The organism is Bradyrhizobium sp. 44 (genome assembly GCF_023073095.1).
GTDB lineage: Bacteria > Pseudomonadota > Alphaproteobacteria > Rhizobiales > Xanthobacteraceae > Bradyrhizobium.
The window spans coordinates 57820-74643 of record NZ_JADPIY010000014.1 but is presented as its reverse complement, the minus strand read 5'-3'; the positions used below and the strand labels follow the sequence as shown (position 1 = coordinate 74643).

The following is a 16824-nucleotide window of genomic DNA, read 5'->3' as shown; positions in this document are numbered from 1 at the left end:
AAGCCAAACCCGGGATGGGCCGCTCTCAAGATTGGCACGTCGCTTGCTGCTCTTTTCGCGGGAAGCACAGGCGGTGCGCACTCCCGCAGAGTCCGGGCAGGGTGCGAGTCACAGGCGTGAGGGAAGGCCACATGGCGAAGGCGACACTGACCATCAGCAGCAAGAACTATTCGTCCTGGTCGCTGCGTGGCTGGCTGCTGACGAAATTTTCCGGGCTCGATTTCGAGGAGATCGTCACCGCACCGGACGACGCGTCGGCGCGCGCCGAAATCCTGCTGTTGTCGTCTTCGATCCTGGTACCGTGCCTGCGGCACGACGGCGCGATCGTCTGGGATACGCTGGCGATCGCCGAATATCTCAACGAGGCGATGCCGGATGCCGGGCTGTTGCCCGCGGATCGCGTTCAGCGCGCGCATTGCCGCTCGATCTGTGGCGAAATCCATTCAGGCTTCACCACCTTGCGCGCCTCGCTGCCGGTCAACCTGAAGGGGCACTTCCCCGGCTTCAAGATCTGGTCGCGCGCGCAGGCCGACATCGATCGCGTCTGGGCGATCTGGCGCGACTGCCTGGACAAATCGGGCGGGCCCTTCCTGTTCGGCGAGACCCGCACCATGGCTGATGCGATGTACGCCCCGGTGGTGACGCGCTTCGTGACCTACAACGTCAAGCTCGAGCCGCAACTGCAGGCCTATGCCGATACCATCATGGCCATGCCGGAGATGAAGGAATGGATCGCGGCGGCACGGGATGAGCCGGCCGAGATCGAGGAGCTCGAGGTCGAATATTAGGCAGGCCGGGTGCTATCTGCCTGTTTTGGGAGCGAGCATCCAACCGTCACCCCCGCAGTCATGTCATTGAAGGTGTTAACGTTTGACGCCCGTGGTGGGCCGGGCCCGCTCAGGCGCTGCGCAGATATTGTGTGCGCGCGCTGGCTGGCTCCGACATGTAGCCGTGAACAGGCGCGTACGGGGGCTTACGGCTGATTCGGACGTGATTCGTTCGGGCCGCGTTCCGAAGGTTAAGCCGGGACGCGGCCCCGTTGCATTTTGAGACAGAAATCAGGGCTCAGGCCACGCCCGAATGCTTCATGCGCGGGACGCGCCAGCCGATGACGGTTGCTTCGACTGCGACGCCGGCCGCGTGGTTCTGCCAGCGTCCCTCGACATAGCGGCAGGCGAACGGCAGCTGATAAGTCCCGCTGTGGTCCTCGCACAGCACTTCGACTGCAAGGCCAGGCGGCGGTTCTCCGGCGCCGTCGAATTCCGCCAGTCGTCTGTCGCGCGTTGCCATCAAAAACTCCCCTAAACAAAGCCGCGGAAGGAGCGCCCATTTCCTCCGCGTGCAGATCATCGCTCCCCGTCCGAGGGAACAGCGCAAGCTCAACGCGAGAATGCGGTGCGAGTGTGGTAGCCTCGACAGGCTGCGTGCAAAAAGCGCACATTGCCGTGATTGATTTGACGAGGAACCTGCATGCTGCTTCGAAGCGCCGGCGTCTGTTTCGCGATGTCATTGCTCGCCACGCTGGCGATTGCGCCGGGCCGCGCGCAGGACGTGCCCGGCATCGAGATCTGCACCGTCGAGAAGACCATGGAGCGCCGCACCAGCTGCCTCCAGAGCAACATCGACTTCCTGCAGAAGACGATCACCAGGCTGAACCTCGATCACCAGCAAAAGCTGGACGCCGCGGCTCGTCAGATCGATGCGTTGAAGACGACCGTGGCCGGCTTGCAGAAAATGCTCGGCGATCTCCAGGCCGCGCAGGCGAAGACCGCGGAGGATGTGAAGAAGAAACAGGATGCGCCGCCGCCGAAGGATGCGGCGAAATAGGCGCCGCGCTCAGGCGACGCGATATCGCTCCATCACGCTGCGGTCGGGCTCATAACCGAGCCCAGGCCCGGTCGGCACCGCGACATGGCCGGTGGCATCGACATCGGCGCGGCCGCCCCACAGGCAGGCCTCGCGCTTCAGGTAAAACATCTCGACGAAGCCGTCGTCGCGCCCCGCCAGCAGATGCAAGGTCGCCAGCAGGCCGGGGCCGAAATACGGGGAGTGCGGAACGATCTTGACGCCGACCCGATCTGCGAGCGCCCCAACCTTCAGGAATTCCGTGATGCCGCCGACCTTGGTCACCGACGGCTGGGCGTGGCTGACCGCGCCCGCATCCATCATCTGGCGGAATTGATATTCCGTGCAGGCGTTCTCGCCGGCGGCGACGCCGAGCCCGCCCTTGCTGCGGACCTCGGCGAGCGCCGCAAAATCCTCCGGCGGCCAGACCGGCTCCTCCAGGAACATCGGCTGCGCGTCCCGGCATGTCCTGGCGAACGCGATCGCCTCTTCGCCTGACAGCGGGCAGTTCATGTCGACCATCAGCGGAATGCCGGGTCCGATCGCCGCGCGCGCGGCAAACACCGCCGGCGCCGTGGTCTCGTGCAGCTTGATGGCGCCGTAGCCGAGCGCCAGCGCCTTCTTGCATTCGGCGGCGATGTTGTCGGGCGAGCCAATCCGCAACAGGCTCGCATAGGCCGGAATGGCCGGGCGCCTGGTGTCGCCGAGTAGGCGATGCACCGGCACGCTCTTGATCTTGGCGGCGAGGTCCCACAGCGCGATGTCGAGCCCGGAGATCGCGAACATGGTGATGCCGTATCGCCCGAACAGATGCAGGTTACGCTGGATCTGCTCCATCACCGCCGGAATGCCGGCGGCATCGGGAACCTCCAGCCCCCGCGCCTGCGGTGCGATCATTTCCTCGACGGCACTGCGCGTGGTGTGGGGGCAGACATAGGCGAAGGCATCGCCCCAGCCGGTCAACCCGGCGTCGGTGGTGACCTCGACCATCACCATGTCGAGGGCGGTGATGGCGGAGGCGCCCTGACGGAAGCTCGCGACACCGGCGTCATAGGGGATGCGGATATGGTGCGCCCGCACATCGGTGATCTTCATGACGCGGTTCCTCTTGCTTTCTCGTGAGCGGTTTCAAGGACGTCCCGAGTGTAGCCATGAACGCCCGGACGTTGCCAGTGGCTGGTCCGGCGTTATCCTCTTGCGGGACCGCAACGCCGATCAAGCGAAGCCTGCGGACTTCCGTGCATCATGATCGCGCTTCGAATGAGAAACGCCATGAACCCAGCCCAGCGCGCGCTCTGGTACGTCGAGAGCCATCTGGCCGAGCCGATGACGCTCGACGAGATCGCTGCGATATCGGGCGTGTCGCGGTTCCACATCGTGCGCGCGTTTGCCGCAGCCACCGGCGTGCCGGTGATGCGGTACGTGCGCGCGCGGCGGCTGAGCGAAGCGGCGCGCAGTCTTGCGAACGGCGCGCCGGACATCCTGTCGCTGGCGCTGGAGGCGGATTACGGCTCGCACGAAGCATTCACCCGCGCGTTCCGCGACCAGTTCGGCACCACGCCCGAAGCGGTGCGGGCCGCGCAATGCACCGGCCATCTCAAGCTTCAGGAGCCGATCCTCATGGATTCAACCGTCGCAGACAAACTCGCCGCCCCGCGCTTCGAAACCACAAAGGCCTTCCTCGTCGCAGGCATCAACGAGCGAATCTCCTGCGACAACGGCGCGGCCATTCCTGGACTGTGGCAGCGCTTCCACCAGGAGGTCGCCGACATTCCCGCGCGCGTTGGACCGGTCGCCTATGGCGTCTGCTGCAACGGCGACGATGCCGGCAATTTCGACTACATCGCCGGCGTCGAGGTCGCCGATTTCTCCGAGCTGCCGCGCCGCTTCGGCCGTATCCGTATCCCCGAGCAGCGCTATGCGGTGTTCACCCACGCCGACCACGTCGCCTCGATCAGACGCACCGTCAACGCGATCTGGAATCAGTGGTTGCCGGCCTCCGGCCTGAAGGCGGCCGATGCGCCGAACTTCGAACGCTATGACGAGAAATTTGATCCCGCCACCGGCAATGGCGGCCTGGAGATTTGGATACCCGTGCGAGATTAGCGCGCAACGCTGGCATACCATCCCGCTTGCTTGGCAAGCCCCGGTGACTTTGCCATAACCGCAGGCAATCTTGCGTGTGGGGCCCGTGCCGGACATCCCGTGCAAGTCATAACAAGCAGCCGGGAGGGTCCCCCATGTCCAACGTCCGCGTTCTCGCCACCGACCTCGAATTTCCCGAAGGGCCGGTCGTGATGCCGGACGGCTCGGTGGTGCTGGTGGAAATCCGCGGCCAGCGCCTGACTCGAATCTTTCCCGACGGGCGCAAGGAGATCGTCGCGAAGATTCCCGGCGGCCCGAACGGCGCAGCCCTCGGCCCCGACGGCAAGATCTACATCTGCAACAATGGCGGCTTCTCCTGGATCCCGACCCGCAACATGATCATGCCGGGTCCGCAGCCCGACGATTATCTCGGCGGCTCGATCCAGCGCGTCGATCTCCAATCGGGCAAGATCGAGACCGTCGTGACGAAATGCGGCGAGCACGATCTGCGCGGGCCGAACGATCTGGTGTTCGACAAGCAGGGCGGCCTCTGGTTCTCCGATCTCGGCAAGCGCCGCGCGCGCGAGATGGACGTCGGCGGCATGTATTATCTCAAGCCCGGCATGAAAGAGATCGTCGAGGTCGTGCACGGCATACTGCCGGCGAACGGCATCGGCCTGTCGCCGGACGAGGCCACCGTCTACATCGCGGAGACGCCCACTGGCCGGCTCTGGGCCTACGAGCTCTCCGCGCCCGGCACGCTGAAGCCGCGCGACGTGATCTATCGCGGCGAGCGCGGCAAACCGATCTGCGGCCTCGGCGGCTACCAGATGTTCGACTCGCTGGCGGTCGAAGCGAACGGCAATGTCTGTGTCGCCACCCTCGTCTCCGGTTGCATCTCGGTGATCGCGCCCGATGGCACCCTGGTCGAGCAGGTCCCGACCGGCGACCGCGTCACCACCAACATCGCCTTCGGCGGTCCCGAGCTGAAGACCGCCTACATCACGCTCTCAGGCAAGGGCGAACTGATCGCGATGGACTGGCCGCGTGGCGGTTTGCCGCTCAATTTCCTAAACAAGTAAACGGTGCTAGTGACCGTCATTGCGAGCGAAGCGAAGCAATCCAGGAATGCGTCCGCGGTGACAGTCTGGATTGCTTCGTCGCTTCGCTCCTCGCAATGACTAAAGAGAGAGTTTCAAATGCCCTGGCCTGATCCCATTACCCTGCGCGGACAGCATGCCGGTCTGGAGCCGTTGTCGCATCAGCACCGCGAGGGGCTGATCGAGGCCGTGAAGGACGGCGAGCTCTCCACCATCTGGTACACCGCGATTCCGACGCCGGACAACATGAGCAAGGAAATCGAGCGCCGGCTCGGTCTTCAGGCCGCGGGCTCGATGCTCCCCTTCACCGTGTTCGATGGCAGCGGCAAGATCGTGGGCATGACGACCTACATGAACATCGATGCCGCCAACCGCCGCGTCGAGATCGGCTCGACCTGGTATGGCAAGAGCGCGCAGCGCGGCCCGCTCAACACGCAGTGCAAGCTGCTGCTGCTCACCCACGCCTTCGAAACCCTGGACTGCATCGCGGTGGAATTCCGCACCCACTTCTTCAATCACCAGAGCCGCCGCGCCATCGAGCGCCTGGGCGCCAAGCAGGACGGCATCCTGCGCAGCCATCAGGTCGCGCCCAACGGCACGCTCCGCGACACTGTGGTCTACAGCATCACCGCGGCCGAATGGCCGACCGTGCGAATGCATTTGAATTATCAACTCAATGACAAGCCGCGCTAGAGGCGGCCGAGGCACCATGGACAGATTTGATTATGTGATCGTCGGCGCGGGCTCCGCCGGTTGCGTGCTCACCAGCCGGCTGAGCGAAGACCCTGCTACCAGCGTCTGCGTACTCGAGGCGGGCCCGAGCGACTGGCATCCCTACATCCATCTGCCGGCCGGCTTCATCAAGACCTTCCACATGAAGAGCATCAACTGGGCCTACCAGCAGGAGGTCGGGCCCTGGACCGGCGGGCGCAGCATCTACGCGCCGCGCGGCAAGACGCTCGGCGGCTCGTCCTCGATCAATGGCCATATCTACAATCGCGGCCAGCGCATGGATTTCGACACCTGGGCGCAGATGGGCAATCGCGGCTGGGGCTATGCCGACGTGCTGCCTTACTTCCGGCGGCTGGAGAAACGGGTCGGCGAGGGCGAGGATGTTTATCGCGGCCGCGACGGCAATCTCACCGTCACCACCATGAACTGGCGCGATCCGCTTTGCGAAGCCTTCATGGAAGGCGCGGTCTCGCTCGGCATCCCCCGCAACCCCGACTACAACGGCAAGACCCAGGAAGGCGTCTCCTACTGCCAGCGCACCATCGATAGGGGCTTGCGCGTCTCCGGCGCCACCGCATTTCTCAAGCCCGCGATGAAGCGTCCGAACGTGCATGTCCACACCCACGCGCACGCCACCGAGATCATCTTCGAGGGCAAGCGCGCCGTCGGCGTGCGCTACATGAAGGGCGGCTCTGGCGGAACGCCGGTGGAAGTGCGCGCCAACAAGGAAGTGATCCTCTCCGGCGGCACTTATAATTCGCCGCAACTCTTGCAGCTCTCCGGCATCGGCTCGCCAGATTTGTTGAGCGCCCACGGCATCGCCGTGCGTCACGCGCTTCCGGTCGGCGAAGGCCTGCAGGACCATTACGCGCCGCGAACGGTCGCGCGCGTCAAAGACATCAGGACCATCAACGAGCTTCGCCGCGGCTGGCGTCTCTGGGTCGAGGCGATGAAATGGGCCACCGCGCGCAAAGGCCTGCTGTCGCTGTCGCCGACCATGGTCTATTGCTTCTGGCATTCCGGCGAGAGCGCCGACAGCTCCGACTTGCAGCTCACCTTCACGCCGGCGAGCTACAAGGAAGGCGTGCAGGGCCAGCTCGAGGACGAGCCCGGCATGACCGTCGCCTCCTGGCAGCAGCGCCCCGAGAGCCGCGGCTATGTCCGCATCCGCTCGGCAGATCCGTTCGCGCCGCCGATCATCCAGACCAACTATCTCGACGCCGAGCTCGACCGCCGCGTCATCGTCGGCGGCATGAAGCTGGCGCGCCGGCTTTTGAAGAGTGCGCCGCTGTCGCCTTACTACGCCTACGAGGATTTCCCGGGCCCTGACATCAACACCGACGACGAGTTTTTGGCCGCCGCCACCGAGCGCGGCACCACCACCTTCCACCCCGGCTGCACCTGCCGCATGGGCCCGGCGGATTCCACCTGGGCGGTGGTCGACGACCAGCTCCGCGTCCACGGGCTGCAAGGTCTCCGCGTCATCGACGCCTCCGTGATGCCGCGCATGATCTCGGCCAACCTCAATGCCTCTACCATGATGATCGCCGACCGCGCCTCGGACCTGATCCGCGGCAAGCAGCCGATGGAAGCCGCGCGCGTGCCGGATGCGGCGGTGGCGTAGCAAGGTCTCGTGCCCCGGACGCAGCGCACCGCTTCCCCAGCGATGCGAAGCATCGTCCGGTGCCGCTGTGCGCTGCAGAGCCGGAGGCCCATCTCACGCGACCTTGGTCCGCCCCTCGCGATTTGAAACGCGAGTTCGAGAGGGCGATGCTCGCCCTTGCTCCGTCATTGCGAGCGCAGCGAAGCAATCCAGGATCTTTCCGCGGAGGCAGCCTGGATTGCTTCGCTGCGCTCGCAATGACGAGGTGGAGAGAGTGCGCCACGCTCTCGGTGTCATCGCCCGGCTTGACCGGGCGATCCAGTATTCCAGAGGCGGTTATGATTGAGTCGAGAAGCCGAGGCGTACTGGATTCCCCGCCTTCGCGGGGAATGACACCGGAAGGTGGGGCGGCAGCGGGGTGCGCTCGAACCTATACTTCCCTCCGACTCAGGAACGCCAATCGCTCGAACAGATGCACATCCTGCTCGTTCTTGAGCAGCGCGCCGTGCAGCGGCGGTATCAATTTTCGCGGGTCGCGTTCGCGGAGCTGTTCGACGCTCATGTCTTCGTTGAGCAGCAGCTTGAGCCAGTCGAGCAGCTCGGAGGTGGAAGGCTTCTTCTTCAGGCCTGGCACTTCGCGGACCTCGAAGAAGATGCGCAGGGCTTCCTCGACCAGCCGCTTCTTGATGCCGGGGAAGTGGACGTCGACGATCCGGGTCATGGTGTCGGCATCGGGGAACTTGATGTAGTGGAAGAAGCAGCGGCGCAAGAACGCGTCCGGCAGCTCCTTCTCGTTGTTGGAGGTGATCATCATGATCGGGCGCTGCTTGGCCTTGATCGTCTCACCGGTCTCGTAGACATGGAATTCCATGCGGTCGAGCTCCAGCAAAAGATCGTTCGGGAATTCGATGTCGGCCTTGTCGATCTCGTCGATCAGGAGGACCGGGCGCTGCTCGGCGGTGAAGGCATCCCACAGTTTGCCGCGCTTGATGTAGTTCTTGATGTCGGACACGCGGGCATCGCCGAGCTGGCTGTCGCGCAGGCGCGACACCGCGTCGTATTCGTAAAGGCCCTGCTGCGCCTTGGTAGTGGACTTGATGTGCCAGGTCAGGAGCGGGGCGTTCAGCGCCTTCGCCACCTCCTCCGCCAGCACCGTCTTGCCGGTGCCGGGCTCGCCCTTGATGAGCAGCGGGCGCTCCAGCACGATCGAGGCATTGACCGCGACCTTGAGATCGTCGGTCGCGACATAGTCCTTGGTGCCGGTAAATTTCATCGTGCGTCCTTGTTGGTCGTCGTCCCAGGAATTGCCAGTTTCATGGCTCTGGTCCAACAAACGGAACGGCCGCGCGTGGCGGCCGTTCCTGGTTCGGTCAGGCTTTCAGACCCGTTTTATCAGCGAAAGGATGACGAGCACAATCACCGCGCCGATCGTGGCATCCACGATGGCCCCGACCGTGCCGGTTGCGAGCTGGATATGCAGCTGAGGCAGAATCCAGCTGGCCACGAGTGCACCGATGATGCCGACGACGATGTTGCCGATCAGCCCAAATCCCGCCCCATGGACAATCTTGCCGGCAAGCCAGCCTGCGATCGCGCCAATGATGAGCGCTGCGAGAATTCCCATTGCAAACGTCCCCAAAACAACCCCGTGAGACAACCAATTCTAGAGCAAAAAGCCTCCCGGTCCAGCGCAGAGCAGTGGCCTCCGCCCCTTGACGTTCGCCCCCCGACGGGCAATCTGTCACCCATGTTCCTGCAATTCTTCACTTCTCTGCGCGATGCGCAGGTCCCCGTGACGCTGCGCGAATACCTCACGCTGATGGAGGCGCTCGACGCTGATCTTGCGGACTACTCGGTCGAGAATTTCTACTATCTCTCGCGCACCTCGCTGGTGAAGGACGAGCGCAACCTCGACAAGTTCGACCGCGTCTTCGGCACCGTCTTCAAGGGGCTGGAAAGCCTGCTCGACGCCATGGAGGGGGCCGAGATCCCCGAGGAGTGGCTGAAGAAGCTCGCCGAGAAATACCTGACGGACGAAGAGAAGAAGCAGATCGAGGCCATGGGCTGGGACAAGCTCATGGAGACCCTGAAGAAGCGCCTCGAGGAGCAAAAGGGCCGCCATCAGGGCGGCTCGAAGTGGATCGGCACCGCCGGCACCTCGCCGTTCGGCGCCCATGGCTACAATCCCGAAGGCATCCGCATCGGCCAGGACAAGAACCGCAACAACCGCGCCGTGAAGGTGTGGGACAAGCGCGAGTTCAAGGATCTCGACGGCAATGTCGAGCTCGGCATCCGCAACATCAAAGTGGCATTGCGTCGCCTGCGCAAATTCGCGCGCACCGGCGCGCCTGACGAGCTCGACCTCGACACCACCATCCGCGAGACCGCCAATCACGGCTATCTCGACGTGCACATGCGGCCCGAGCGCCGCAACGCGGTGAAGCTGCTGGTGTTCTTCGACATCGGCGGCTCGATGGACGCGCATATCGAGCAGGTCGAGGAGCTGTTCTCGGCGGCGAAGAGCGAGTTCAAGCACATGGAGTATTTCTACTTCCACAACTGCCTCTATGAAGGCGTGTGGAAGCAGAACAAGCGCCGCTTCACCGACCGCACCCCGACCTGGGACGTGCTGCACAAATACCCGCACGACTACAAGATCGTGTTCGTCGGCGACGCCTCGATGTCGCCCTACGAGATCATGGTGCCCGGTGGCTCGGTCGAGCACGTCAACGAAGAGCCCGGCTCGGTCTGGCTCGACCGCATCATCCGAACCTATCCCCATTCGGTGTGGCTCAATCCCGTGCAGCAGAAGCACTGGGACTATTCGGAATCCACCACCATCATCAAACGCATCTTCGCCAACCGCATGTACCCGATCACGATCGAGGGGCTTGAGGGTGCGATGAAGGAATTGACGCACTAGCTCGCGCTCCTCGCGCCCCGGAAGACAACAAGAGGGAGAACGACGTGCCCCAGACCATCACCCGCGGCATCAAGGCGCTGATCGACGAGGCCAATGCCGAGATCGAGACGCTCACCGCCAAGGACGCCATCGAGATCTCGAAGAACGGCGACGTTGTCATCGTCGATATCCGCGATCCCCGCGAGATCGAGCGCGACGGCCGCATCCCCGGCGCGTTCGCCTGCACCCGCGGCATGCTCGAATTCTGGATCGATCCGCAGAGCCCTTATGCGAAGCCGGTGTTCCAGGAGGACAAGAAGTTCGTGTTCCATTGCGCCGGCGGCTTGCGCTCTGCGCTCGCCGCCAAGACCGCGCAGGACATGGGTCTCAAACCCGTCGCCCACATCGCCGGCGGCTACGCCGCCTGGCGCGACGCCGGCGGGCCGACCCAACAGTGGGAGCCGAAGAAGAAGGGGTGAAGGTGCTGCGCTGCCGCTCCAATCTCCGGCGTCATTCCCCGCGAAAGCGGGGAATCCAGTACGCCGCGGCCTCTCGGCCCAATCACAATCGCCTCTGAATACTGGATCGCCCGTTCCTAGTGCGCAATTGCGCACTGGCCGGGCGATGACAGCGGAGTTGGATGCACACTGCTTCAACCTCGCTCACGTTGCGCTGGCCCGGAATGACAAGAAAGACCTCGCATGACCACCGATCCCCTCGTCTCCACCGAATGGCTCGCCGCCCACATCAACGATGCCAACGTCAAGGTGCTCGACGCCAGCTTTAAGCTGCCCGGCGTGCTGCCATTGCCGAAGGATGATTACCTCGCCGCGCATCTGCCAGGCGCAGTGTTCTTCGACGTCGACGCGGTCTCGGACCATTCCAACCCGCTGCCGCACATGTATCCGAGCGCCGAGCAGTTCGGCCACGACGTCGGTCATCTCGGCATCTCCAATGCCGACACCGTCGTGATCTACGATGCCGGCGGCTGGGTCGCTGCTCCCCGCGCTTGGTGGATGTTCCTGGCTTTCGGCCATAGCAATGTGCGCATCCTCAATGGCGGCCTGAAGAAGTGGCGCGCCGAGGGGCGTCCCGTCGAGAGCGGCGAGGCGAAGCCGAAGCCAGCGACATTCAAGGCGAGCTACGATTCCAAGCGCGTGCGCAGCATGCAGCAATTGATCGCCAACGTCGAAAGCCGTGCCGAGCAGGTGATCGACGCGCGCGCCGCCGACCGGTTCGAGGGACGGGCGCCGGAGCCGCGCGCGGGCATTCGCTCCGGCCATATCCCGGGCGCGCGCAACGTGCCCTACAATCTTCTGTTCGACGCCGCTACCGGCACGATGAAGCCGCTCGATGATCTCCGCGCCGCCTTCACGGGCGCCGGCGTCAAGCTCGATGCCCCGATTGTGACGAGCTGCGGCTCCGGGGTCTCTGCCGGCGTGCTGACGCTCGCGCTCTATCGCCTCGGCATCACCGACACCGCGCTCTATGACGGCTCGTGGTCGGAATGGGGGCAGGAAAAGGGACCGCCGATCGCGACGGGGCCAGCGTAACCCTACTGACGTGCGCGCGCGGTCGTCGTCGCGGCGAGCGTGGGTTGCGGCTGCCCGAACGGATCGAGTTGCTGAACCGGCGGCGGCGGACGCCGGACAATGCGGCGGCGCTTCTTCACCCGATGCGCCCGCGGCTTGGTCGCCTTGCTCTCCGGCGAACCGCTGTCGGCCTTAGAGTCGGCCTTGGCTTTCGCCGGCGGATCCTTCCAGGCCGTGGTCGCCGGGTCGTTCAATGCGGCGAACTTCGCGCTCGCCATGTCGAACGTGGACGAAGCCGGGGCTCCGCTGGGGGCGGCAGGTGCTGGTTTGCTCGTGAGAGCGATCGAAACAGCCTTGGTCTCGGCGATGGATGCGCTGGCGTCGGCCGGAGTCAGCGTGTTGCTTGAGGCCGGCGCCGCGGCGTCCATCGTCCTCTCGGCCTTGGTCTCGGCCTCGACATTGGCCGGCTCGGCCGGGACGTCGGCCGGAGGTGCAGCGACCTGCGGCTGACCGTCGGTCTCGGTTGTCAGCGCGACGACCGGCTCGGGCTCGCTCATCGGCAGCGCGATGGTCGGGACTTGATCGCGCAGCGACGGTGTCGGATCGGTGGCTGCTTCCGGCTCGGCGCGCAGGACCGCGAGCACCGGCAGGGCCGGCTCGGGAGCCTGTGCAAACACCTGCTCCTGCGGACCATTCCGCCAAGAGGGGTTGCTGACATACTGCTCGTGGCTCGCCCGCAGCAGCGCGGCGGCGCCCAGGCCGAACACCAGGATGGAGGCTGACAGCAGGATCGCGGCAAACAGGAAGCGAAAGCCGGGAAGCATCGAGGGATTGCGAATTTCCGCCCCGGCGGCGAAGTGGCCAGGGCCCATGAGCCATCTGAACGCGGTGACGGTACTGCTTGCCGCGTTCGCCACGCGGGGATCGAAGCTCAAAGCGGAGGCGAATCAGGCTGATTCGAACATACCGCAACGATTCCGCGCCGTTCCGTAAAAAACGGAGCCGGCGACTCCTGCGATCTCGGGCGTGGGCTGATTTTCGTCCCCTGATGCAAGCAGGCAACGGTAGTCTTGCGGATCACAAATCGGCAAATCAGGCACAAATCCGCCTGTCATGTCTTGAATGTGCCGCTATCTTCCGTCATCTGGCCGTTAACGGTCCGGACGGGGCCCGGGGACTATACAAGAGCGATGATGATCAAACATTTTCTGACGATATGCGCTGCCGCAACAGTCGCTGCGGCGGGAACCTCGCTCGCGCAGGCCCAGAGCTATCCGGTCCAGCAGGCGCCGAGCTATGGCGCGCCGGCCGAATATCGGCCCGGCGACCGCGCGCCGAGTTTCGACGCGCTGGACGATGAAGACGATTCGATGCCGCAGGCAGCGCTGCCGCCGCCCGGCCCGGATCCGCGCTACGGCCGTCCGCCCGGCGCTCCCCCGGTGTATTCCGCCGCGCCGCCACAGGGGCCGGTGATGTCGCCCGATGATCCCCGTTATGGCCGTCCCGCCGGCGCCCCCGTCTACTCGGCCGCGCCGCCGCAGGGGCCCGTGACATCCCCCGACGATCCGCGCTACGGCCGCCCTGCCGGCCCGCCCGCGGTGATCTACGCCGATCGTCCGGCTCAGGCGCCCGGCAGTGACGGCCTGCGTCCGCCCGAGGCTGTCGGTGGTCCCGGCGCGACCGGAACGGTCCAGGCCGGGCAGCCGCCCGTGGGTGCCGACGGCCGGCCGATGGCGATCGCCTCGCTCCCGCCCGAGGAGCAGCCTGACGCTGCCCCGGCGCAGCTGCCGCAGAACCTGCGCCGCCAGGAAGTCTCGCTGGCGACGAAGGAGCCGGCCGGAACGCTCATCGTCGATACCCCGAATACCTACCTTTATTACGTGCTCGGCAACGGCCGTGCGATCCGCTACGGCGTCCGCGTCGGCCGCGACGGCTTCACCTGGACCGGCGTGCAGAAGATCACTCGCAAGGCCGAGTGGCCGGATTGGCATCCGCCGACGGAAATGATCGAGCGCCAGCCTTATCTGCCGCGCTTCATGGCCGGCGGTCCCGGCAATCCGCTCGGCGCCCGCGCGATGTATCTCGGCTCGACCGTCTACCGCATCCACGGCACCAACCAGCCCTCGACCATCGGCAAGTTCGTGTCCTCCGGCTGCATCGGCATGCTGAACGAGGACGTCTCCGATCTGTTCGATCGCGTCAAGGTCGGCACCCGCGTGGTCGTGATGCCGGGTGGTCCGCCGCCGGGAACTGCGACCGCATCCGCCGCGCCCGTGCCCGGCGCTGCCGGCCCCGCTCCGATGGCCGCACAGGCCGGCCCGGTCGGAGGCACCCAGCCGACAGTGGTGCCGCCGCTGCCCGCGCCCGTCACCGTGCGCTGAACTGGCCTCGCAAGAATTGATCTAGCAAGAATTGATCTGATGACGGCGCGTGGCCTTCGGTCACGCGCCGTCATCATTTGGCGCATGCGCGCATGTCTCGCTTGCGTATGCGCATGCCTTGCTTGAACCGCTCCGCACCTCGATTACGTCCGGGAGGATTGCAACGAATTGAGGAGCACAGGATGCGCATCTTTGTTGCGGGCGCGACCGGCGCGGTCGGCCAGTATCTTGTTCCGGCGCTGGTCGCCGCGGGTTATTCGGTGATCGGCACGACACGGAGTGCGGCAAAAACAGATCTTGTGCGGCGATTGGGTGCGGAGCCGATCGTCGCCGACGGCCTCGATGCCGACAGCATGCGCGCTGCGGTGATTGCGGCAAAGCCCGACGCCGTCATCCACCAGATGACAGATCTCGCGGCCGCCACGGACCTCCGGCATTTCGATCGGGCTTTCGCGCGAACCAACGAGCTCCGCACCCGCGGAACCGACATTCTGCTGAATGCCGCACGCGAGGCCGGCGCCAGGCGCTTCATCGCGCAAAGCTTCTGCGGCTGGACCTTCAGTCGCGCCGGGGGAACGGTGAAGACCGAGACCGATGAACTTGACCCGCATCCGCCGCGAGAGCTGCGACGCACGCTTGAGGCGATCCGGTATCTGGAGCAAAGCGTCACCGCTTCGACGACGCCGCAGGGCATCGTGCTGCGCTATGGATTCTTCTATGGACCCGGCACGGGCACGCTCTCGCTGGCGATGATCGACCAGCTGCGCCACCGGCGTGTGCCGGTGATCGGCGATGGCGGCGGCACGTGGTCGTTCATTCACACCGAAGATGCCGCTTCTGCCACGCTCGCCGCGCTTGAATGCGGACGCGCCGGCAGCATCTACAATATCGTCGACGATCATCCGGCGCCGGTGAAGGACTGGTTGCCCGCGCTGGCCGAATTGCTTGGTGTCAAGCCGCCGCGTCACATTCCCGCCTGGCTCGGGCGCCTGCTTGCGGGCGAGCATATGGTTGCGATGATGACGGAGGTGCGCGGAGCATCCAACGCCAAGGCCAAGCGCGAGCTCGGCTGGCTGCCGGCGCATGCCTCCTGGCGCGACGGCTTTGCCGATGCAGCGCGGCAGCCCGCCAGCCACCGCACGGCGGCCTGAGGCTTCAGGCCAGCTTCCGCGGCAGCCCGCTGCCCTTGGTGAAGGCGTCGATCGCCTCGACCATCTGGCCGTAATGGATGCGCAAGCCGTCCTCGGTGGCGTAGCCGAGATGCGGCGTCAGCACGAGGTTGTCGAGCTTGCGGAAGGGATGGTCCGTCGGCAGCGGCTCGACCGAGAACACGTCGATGCCGGCGCCTGCAATCCTCTTCTGCTGCAACGCCTCGAGCAGCGCCTGCTCGTCCACGATCGGCCCGCGCGCGGTGTTGACGACGAAGGCCGTCGGCTTCATCCGCGCGAGATCGGCAGCCCCGACCAGCCCGCGCGAGCGCTCGCTCAACACCACATGGATGCTGACGATATCGGCCTTGGAGAACAGCTCCTCCTTGGTGGCGTAGCCGACGCCGGCGTCCTTGCACTTCTCCGGGGTCAGGTTCGGGCTCCAGGCGATCACGTTCATGCCGAACGCCTTCGCGATATCAGCCATCTTGCTGCCGAGCTTGCCGAGCCCGACGACGCCGAGCGTCAATCCCTCGATCTCGACGCCGGCAAAGGCCTGCCAAGGCTCGCCCGCATGCATGCGTGCGTTCTCGCGGCCGATGCCGCGGGTCAGTTCCAGGATCAAGCCCATGGTGAGGGGCGCAGTCGGATCGCGCGAATATTGCGTGCCGCCGATCGTGATGCCGCGCGCCTTGGCGGCCTCCATGTCGATCGAGGCGTTGCGCATGCCTGATGTCAGCAGCAGCTTCAGCTTCGGCAGGCTTTCGAACAGGCTCTTCGGGAACGCGGTGCGCTCGCGCATCGCACAGACGATCTCGAAATCGGCCAGCGCGCTCGCCGCGGCCTGCTCGGAGGCGAAGGGGTGGCTGAACACGGTGACGTCGATCCGGTCGGACAGGCTTTGCCAATCGGCGACGTCGAGGGCGAGGTTGAAATAGTCGTCCAGAATTGCACAGCGCAGCCGCGTCATCAGCGTTCTTCCATGGCGAGAGGTGGAACCAGGCCATGGTTGCGCGCAATCAGGACCGTGCGCAAGCCGTTCGCGTCTTCAAAAATCCGACAGCTGATAAAGGCTCAGAGGTCGCGGGGCTTGAGCCGGAACGGCGCATTCATGCCGTGCTTGGCACGCCAGGCGGGGCCGGGGCCGCGCATGTAGTGCAGTTCGGGCCGGTAGGGATTGAAAGCGGTGGCGAAGAAGCGCTTCCAGAAGCCCTTGATCTCCGAGGCAAATGCGGAGGCGCTGCCGGCTTCCGCCGGAACGGGAAGGGAATGGGTCTCGATCATGGCCATGACGCTGTCTCGCTATGCTCCCGTTCATTCTGAGCGGGTGGCGCTGTTTCCGCGCGAAAACGAGCTTTGGCCTGATTTATTAAAAGATGGTTTCAATTGTCCGGATCAGCGGCGGGATGGTGTCCGTCCCGTATTCATCCGTGGTGAACGGAGGGAAAACATTGCCCTTTGGGGGCGGGATCGCTACATCGGCGGCAAGCAAATTT

General features: G+C 65.0%; 18 protein-coding genes. 11 read left to right on the top strand and 7 right to left on the bottom strand.

From position 1 onward, the window contains the following. Positions 1–131: 131 nt before the first annotated feature. Entirely contained in the window at positions 132–788 is a 657-nt protein-coding gene (locus IVB41_RS11220) for a glutathione S-transferase family protein (protein WP_018454112.1), read from the top strand. 277 nt (positions 789–1065) lie between these two features. Here the strand turns inward: IVB41_RS11220 and IVB41_RS11215 are convergent, their stop codons facing one another. Further along, a complete protein-coding gene (locus IVB41_RS11215; RefSeq protein WP_027570609.1) occupies positions 1066–1290 on the bottom strand; it encodes a hypothetical protein in 225 nt (74 codons plus the stop codon). A 180-nt stretch (positions 1291–1470) separates the two neighbouring features. Here IVB41_RS11215 and IVB41_RS11210 point away from each other — a divergent pair, with 180 nt between their 5' ends. Further along, positions 1471–1827: a hypothetical protein gene (locus IVB41_RS11210; RefSeq protein ID WP_247430970.1), complete on the top strand. Its 357-nt coding sequence runs from the start codon at positions 1471–1473 to the stop codon at positions 1825–1827. Positions 1828–1836: 9 nt separating this feature from the next. Here IVB41_RS11210 and IVB41_RS11205 read toward each other — a convergent pair whose 3' ends face one another. Beyond that, the gene (locus tag IVB41_RS11205) at positions 1837–2940 is read right to left on the bottom strand and encodes a mandelate racemase/muconate lactonizing enzyme family protein (RefSeq protein WP_247430967.1); all 1104 of its coding nucleotides are present in this window, start codon (positions 2938–2940) and stop codon (positions 1837–1839) included. A gap of 177 nt (positions 2941–3117) precedes the next feature. Here IVB41_RS11205 and IVB41_RS11200 point away from each other — a divergent pair, with 177 nt between their 5' ends. The 4 genes from IVB41_RS11200 (at position 3118) to IVB41_RS11185 (ending at position 7386) form a co-directional block, all read left to right on the top strand. Further along, the gene (locus IVB41_RS11200; protein WP_247430964.1) at positions 3118–3951 is read left to right on the top strand and encodes an AraC family transcriptional regulator; all 834 of its coding nucleotides are present in this window, start codon (positions 3118–3120) and stop codon (positions 3949–3951) included. A gap of 134 nt (positions 3952–4085) precedes the next feature. Further along, positions 4086–5012 carry an SMP-30/gluconolactonase/LRE family protein gene (locus tag IVB41_RS11195; RefSeq protein WP_247430961.1) on the top strand — a complete coding sequence of 309 codons (927 nt, stop codon included), beginning with the start codon at positions 4086–4088 and terminating at the stop codon, positions 5010–5012. 117 nt (positions 5013–5129) lie between these two features. Further along, positions 5130–5723 carry a GNAT family N-acetyltransferase gene (locus IVB41_RS11190; RefSeq protein WP_247430958.1) on the top strand — a complete coding sequence of 198 codons (594 nt, stop codon included), beginning with the start codon at positions 5130–5132 and terminating at the stop codon, positions 5721–5723. 16 nt (positions 5724–5739) lie between these two features. After that, a complete protein-coding gene (locus IVB41_RS11185; RefSeq protein ID WP_247430955.1) occupies positions 5740–7386 on the top strand; it encodes a GMC family oxidoreductase in 1647 nt (548 codons plus the stop codon). 409 nt (positions 7387–7795) lie between these two features. Here IVB41_RS11185 and IVB41_RS11180 read toward each other — a convergent pair whose 3' ends face one another. Further along, complete coding sequence (locus IVB41_RS11180; RefSeq protein ID WP_007600695.1) at positions 7796–8638, bottom strand: MoxR family ATPase; 843 nt, start codon at positions 8636–8638, stop codon at positions 7796–7798. Between the two features lie 105 nt (positions 8639–8743). Continuing rightward, positions 8744–8989 carry a GlsB/YeaQ/YmgE family stress response membrane protein gene (locus IVB41_RS11175; protein ID WP_007613712.1) on the bottom strand — a complete coding sequence of 82 codons (246 nt, stop codon included), beginning with the start codon at positions 8987–8989 and terminating at the stop codon, positions 8744–8746. A 123-nt stretch (positions 8990–9112) separates the two neighbouring features. Here IVB41_RS11175 and IVB41_RS11170 point away from each other — a divergent pair, with 123 nt between their 5' ends. From IVB41_RS11170 to sseA, 3 genes are all read left to right on the top strand, one after another. Continuing rightward, entirely contained in the window at positions 9113–10288 is a 1176-nt protein-coding gene (locus IVB41_RS11170) for a VWA domain-containing protein (protein WP_018454121.1), read from the top strand. A 44-nt stretch (positions 10289–10332) separates the two neighbouring features. Then, complete coding sequence (locus IVB41_RS11165; protein ID WP_018454122.1) at positions 10333–10746, top strand: rhodanese-like domain-containing protein; 414 nt, start codon at positions 10333–10335, stop codon at positions 10744–10746. Positions 10747–10968: 222 nt separating this feature from the next. After that, positions 10969–11820 carry a 3-mercaptopyruvate sulfurtransferase gene (gene sseA, locus IVB41_RS11160; RefSeq protein ID WP_247401580.1) on the top strand — a complete coding sequence of 284 codons (852 nt, stop codon included), beginning with the start codon at positions 10969–10971 and terminating at the stop codon, positions 11818–11820. A 2-nt stretch (positions 11821–11822) separates the two neighbouring features. Here the strand turns inward: sseA and IVB41_RS11155 are convergent, their stop codons facing one another. After that, positions 11823–12671, bottom strand: a complete 849-nt coding sequence (locus tag IVB41_RS11155) for a hypothetical protein (RefSeq protein WP_247432823.1) — start codon at positions 12669–12671, stop codon at positions 11823–11825. A gap of 321 nt (positions 12672–12992) precedes the next feature. Here IVB41_RS11155 and IVB41_RS11150 point away from each other — a divergent pair, with 321 nt between their 5' ends. Both IVB41_RS11150 and IVB41_RS11145 read left to right on the top strand, forming a co-directional pair. Continuing rightward, positions 12993–14180: a L,D-transpeptidase gene (locus IVB41_RS11150; RefSeq protein WP_247287909.1), complete on the top strand. Its 1188-nt coding sequence runs from the start codon at positions 12993–12995 to the stop codon at positions 14178–14180. A gap of 182 nt (positions 14181–14362) precedes the next feature. Then, entirely contained in the window at positions 14363–15331 is a 969-nt protein-coding gene (locus tag IVB41_RS11145; RefSeq protein ID WP_247430953.1) for an NAD(P)-dependent oxidoreductase, read from the top strand. 4 nt (positions 15332–15335) lie between these two features. Here IVB41_RS11145 and IVB41_RS11140 read toward each other — a convergent pair whose 3' ends face one another. Continuing rightward, a complete protein-coding gene (locus IVB41_RS11140; protein ID WP_247287911.1) occupies positions 15336–16298 on the bottom strand; it encodes a D-2-hydroxyacid dehydrogenase family protein in 963 nt (320 codons plus the stop codon). 104 nt (positions 16299–16402) lie between these two features. Further along, on the bottom strand, positions 16403–16618 hold the full coding sequence (locus IVB41_RS11135) for a hypothetical protein (protein WP_027519710.1): 216 nt from the start codon (positions 16616–16618) through the stop codon (positions 16403–16405). Positions 16619–16824: the final 206 nt, after the last annotated feature.

Bases quoted from the DNA above. Each gene is read 5' to 3' on its own strand.
- IVB41_RS11145 (WP_247430953.1), top strand. From the start codon at position 14,363: ATGCGCATCTTTGTTGCGGGCGCGACCGGCGCGGTCGGCCAGTATCTT.
- IVB41_RS11155 (WP_247432823.1), bottom strand. From the start codon at position 12,671: ATGGGCCCTGGCCACTTCGCCGCCGGGGCGGAAATTCGCAATCCCTCG.
- IVB41_RS11210 (WP_247430970.1), top strand. From the start codon at position 1,471: ATGCTGCTTCGAAGCGCCGGCGTCTGTTTCGCGATGTCATTGCTCGCC.
- IVB41_RS11215 (WP_027570609.1), bottom strand. From the start codon at position 1,290: ATGGCAACGCGCGACAGACGACTGGCGGAATTCGACGGCGCCGGAGAA.
- IVB41_RS11135 (WP_027519710.1), bottom strand. From the start codon at position 16,618: ATGGCCATGATCGAGACCCATTCCCTTCCCGTTCCGGCGGAAGCCGGC.
- sseA (WP_247401580.1), top strand. From the start codon at position 10,969: ATGACCACCGATCCCCTCGTCTCCACCGAATGGCTCGCCGCCCACATC.
- IVB41_RS11175 (WP_007613712.1), bottom strand. From the start codon at position 8,989: ATGGGAATTCTCGCAGCGCTCATCATTGGCGCGATCGCAGGCTGGCTT.
- IVB41_RS11185 (WP_247430955.1), top strand. From the start codon at position 5,740: ATGGACAGATTTGATTATGTGATCGTCGGCGCGGGCTCCGCCGGTTGC.
- IVB41_RS11190 (WP_247430958.1), top strand. From the start codon at position 5,130: ATGCCCTGGCCTGATCCCATTACCCTGCGCGGACAGCATGCCGGTCTG.
- IVB41_RS11140 (WP_247287911.1), bottom strand. From the start codon at position 16,298: ATGACGCGGCTGCGCTGTGCAATTCTGGACGACTATTTCAACCTCGCC.
- IVB41_RS11180 (WP_007600695.1), bottom strand. From the start codon at position 8,638: ATGAAATTTACCGGCACCAAGGACTATGTCGCGACCGACGATCTCAAG.
- IVB41_RS11195 (WP_247430961.1), top strand. From the start codon at position 4,086: ATGTCCAACGTCCGCGTTCTCGCCACCGACCTCGAATTTCCCGAAGGG.
- IVB41_RS11200 (WP_247430964.1), top strand. From the start codon at position 3,118: ATGAACCCAGCCCAGCGCGCGCTCTGGTACGTCGAGAGCCATCTGGCC.
- IVB41_RS11170 (WP_018454121.1), top strand. From the start codon at position 9,113: ATGTTCCTGCAATTCTTCACTTCTCTGCGCGATGCGCAGGTCCCCGTG.
- IVB41_RS11220 (WP_018454112.1), top strand. From the start codon at position 132: ATGGCGAAGGCGACACTGACCATCAGCAGCAAGAACTATTCGTCCTGG.
- IVB41_RS11205 (WP_247430967.1), bottom strand. From the start codon at position 2,940: ATGAAGATCACCGATGTGCGGGCGCACCATATCCGCATCCCCTATGAC.
- IVB41_RS11150 (WP_247287909.1), top strand. From the start codon at position 12,993: ATGATCAAACATTTTCTGACGATATGCGCTGCCGCAACAGTCGCTGCG.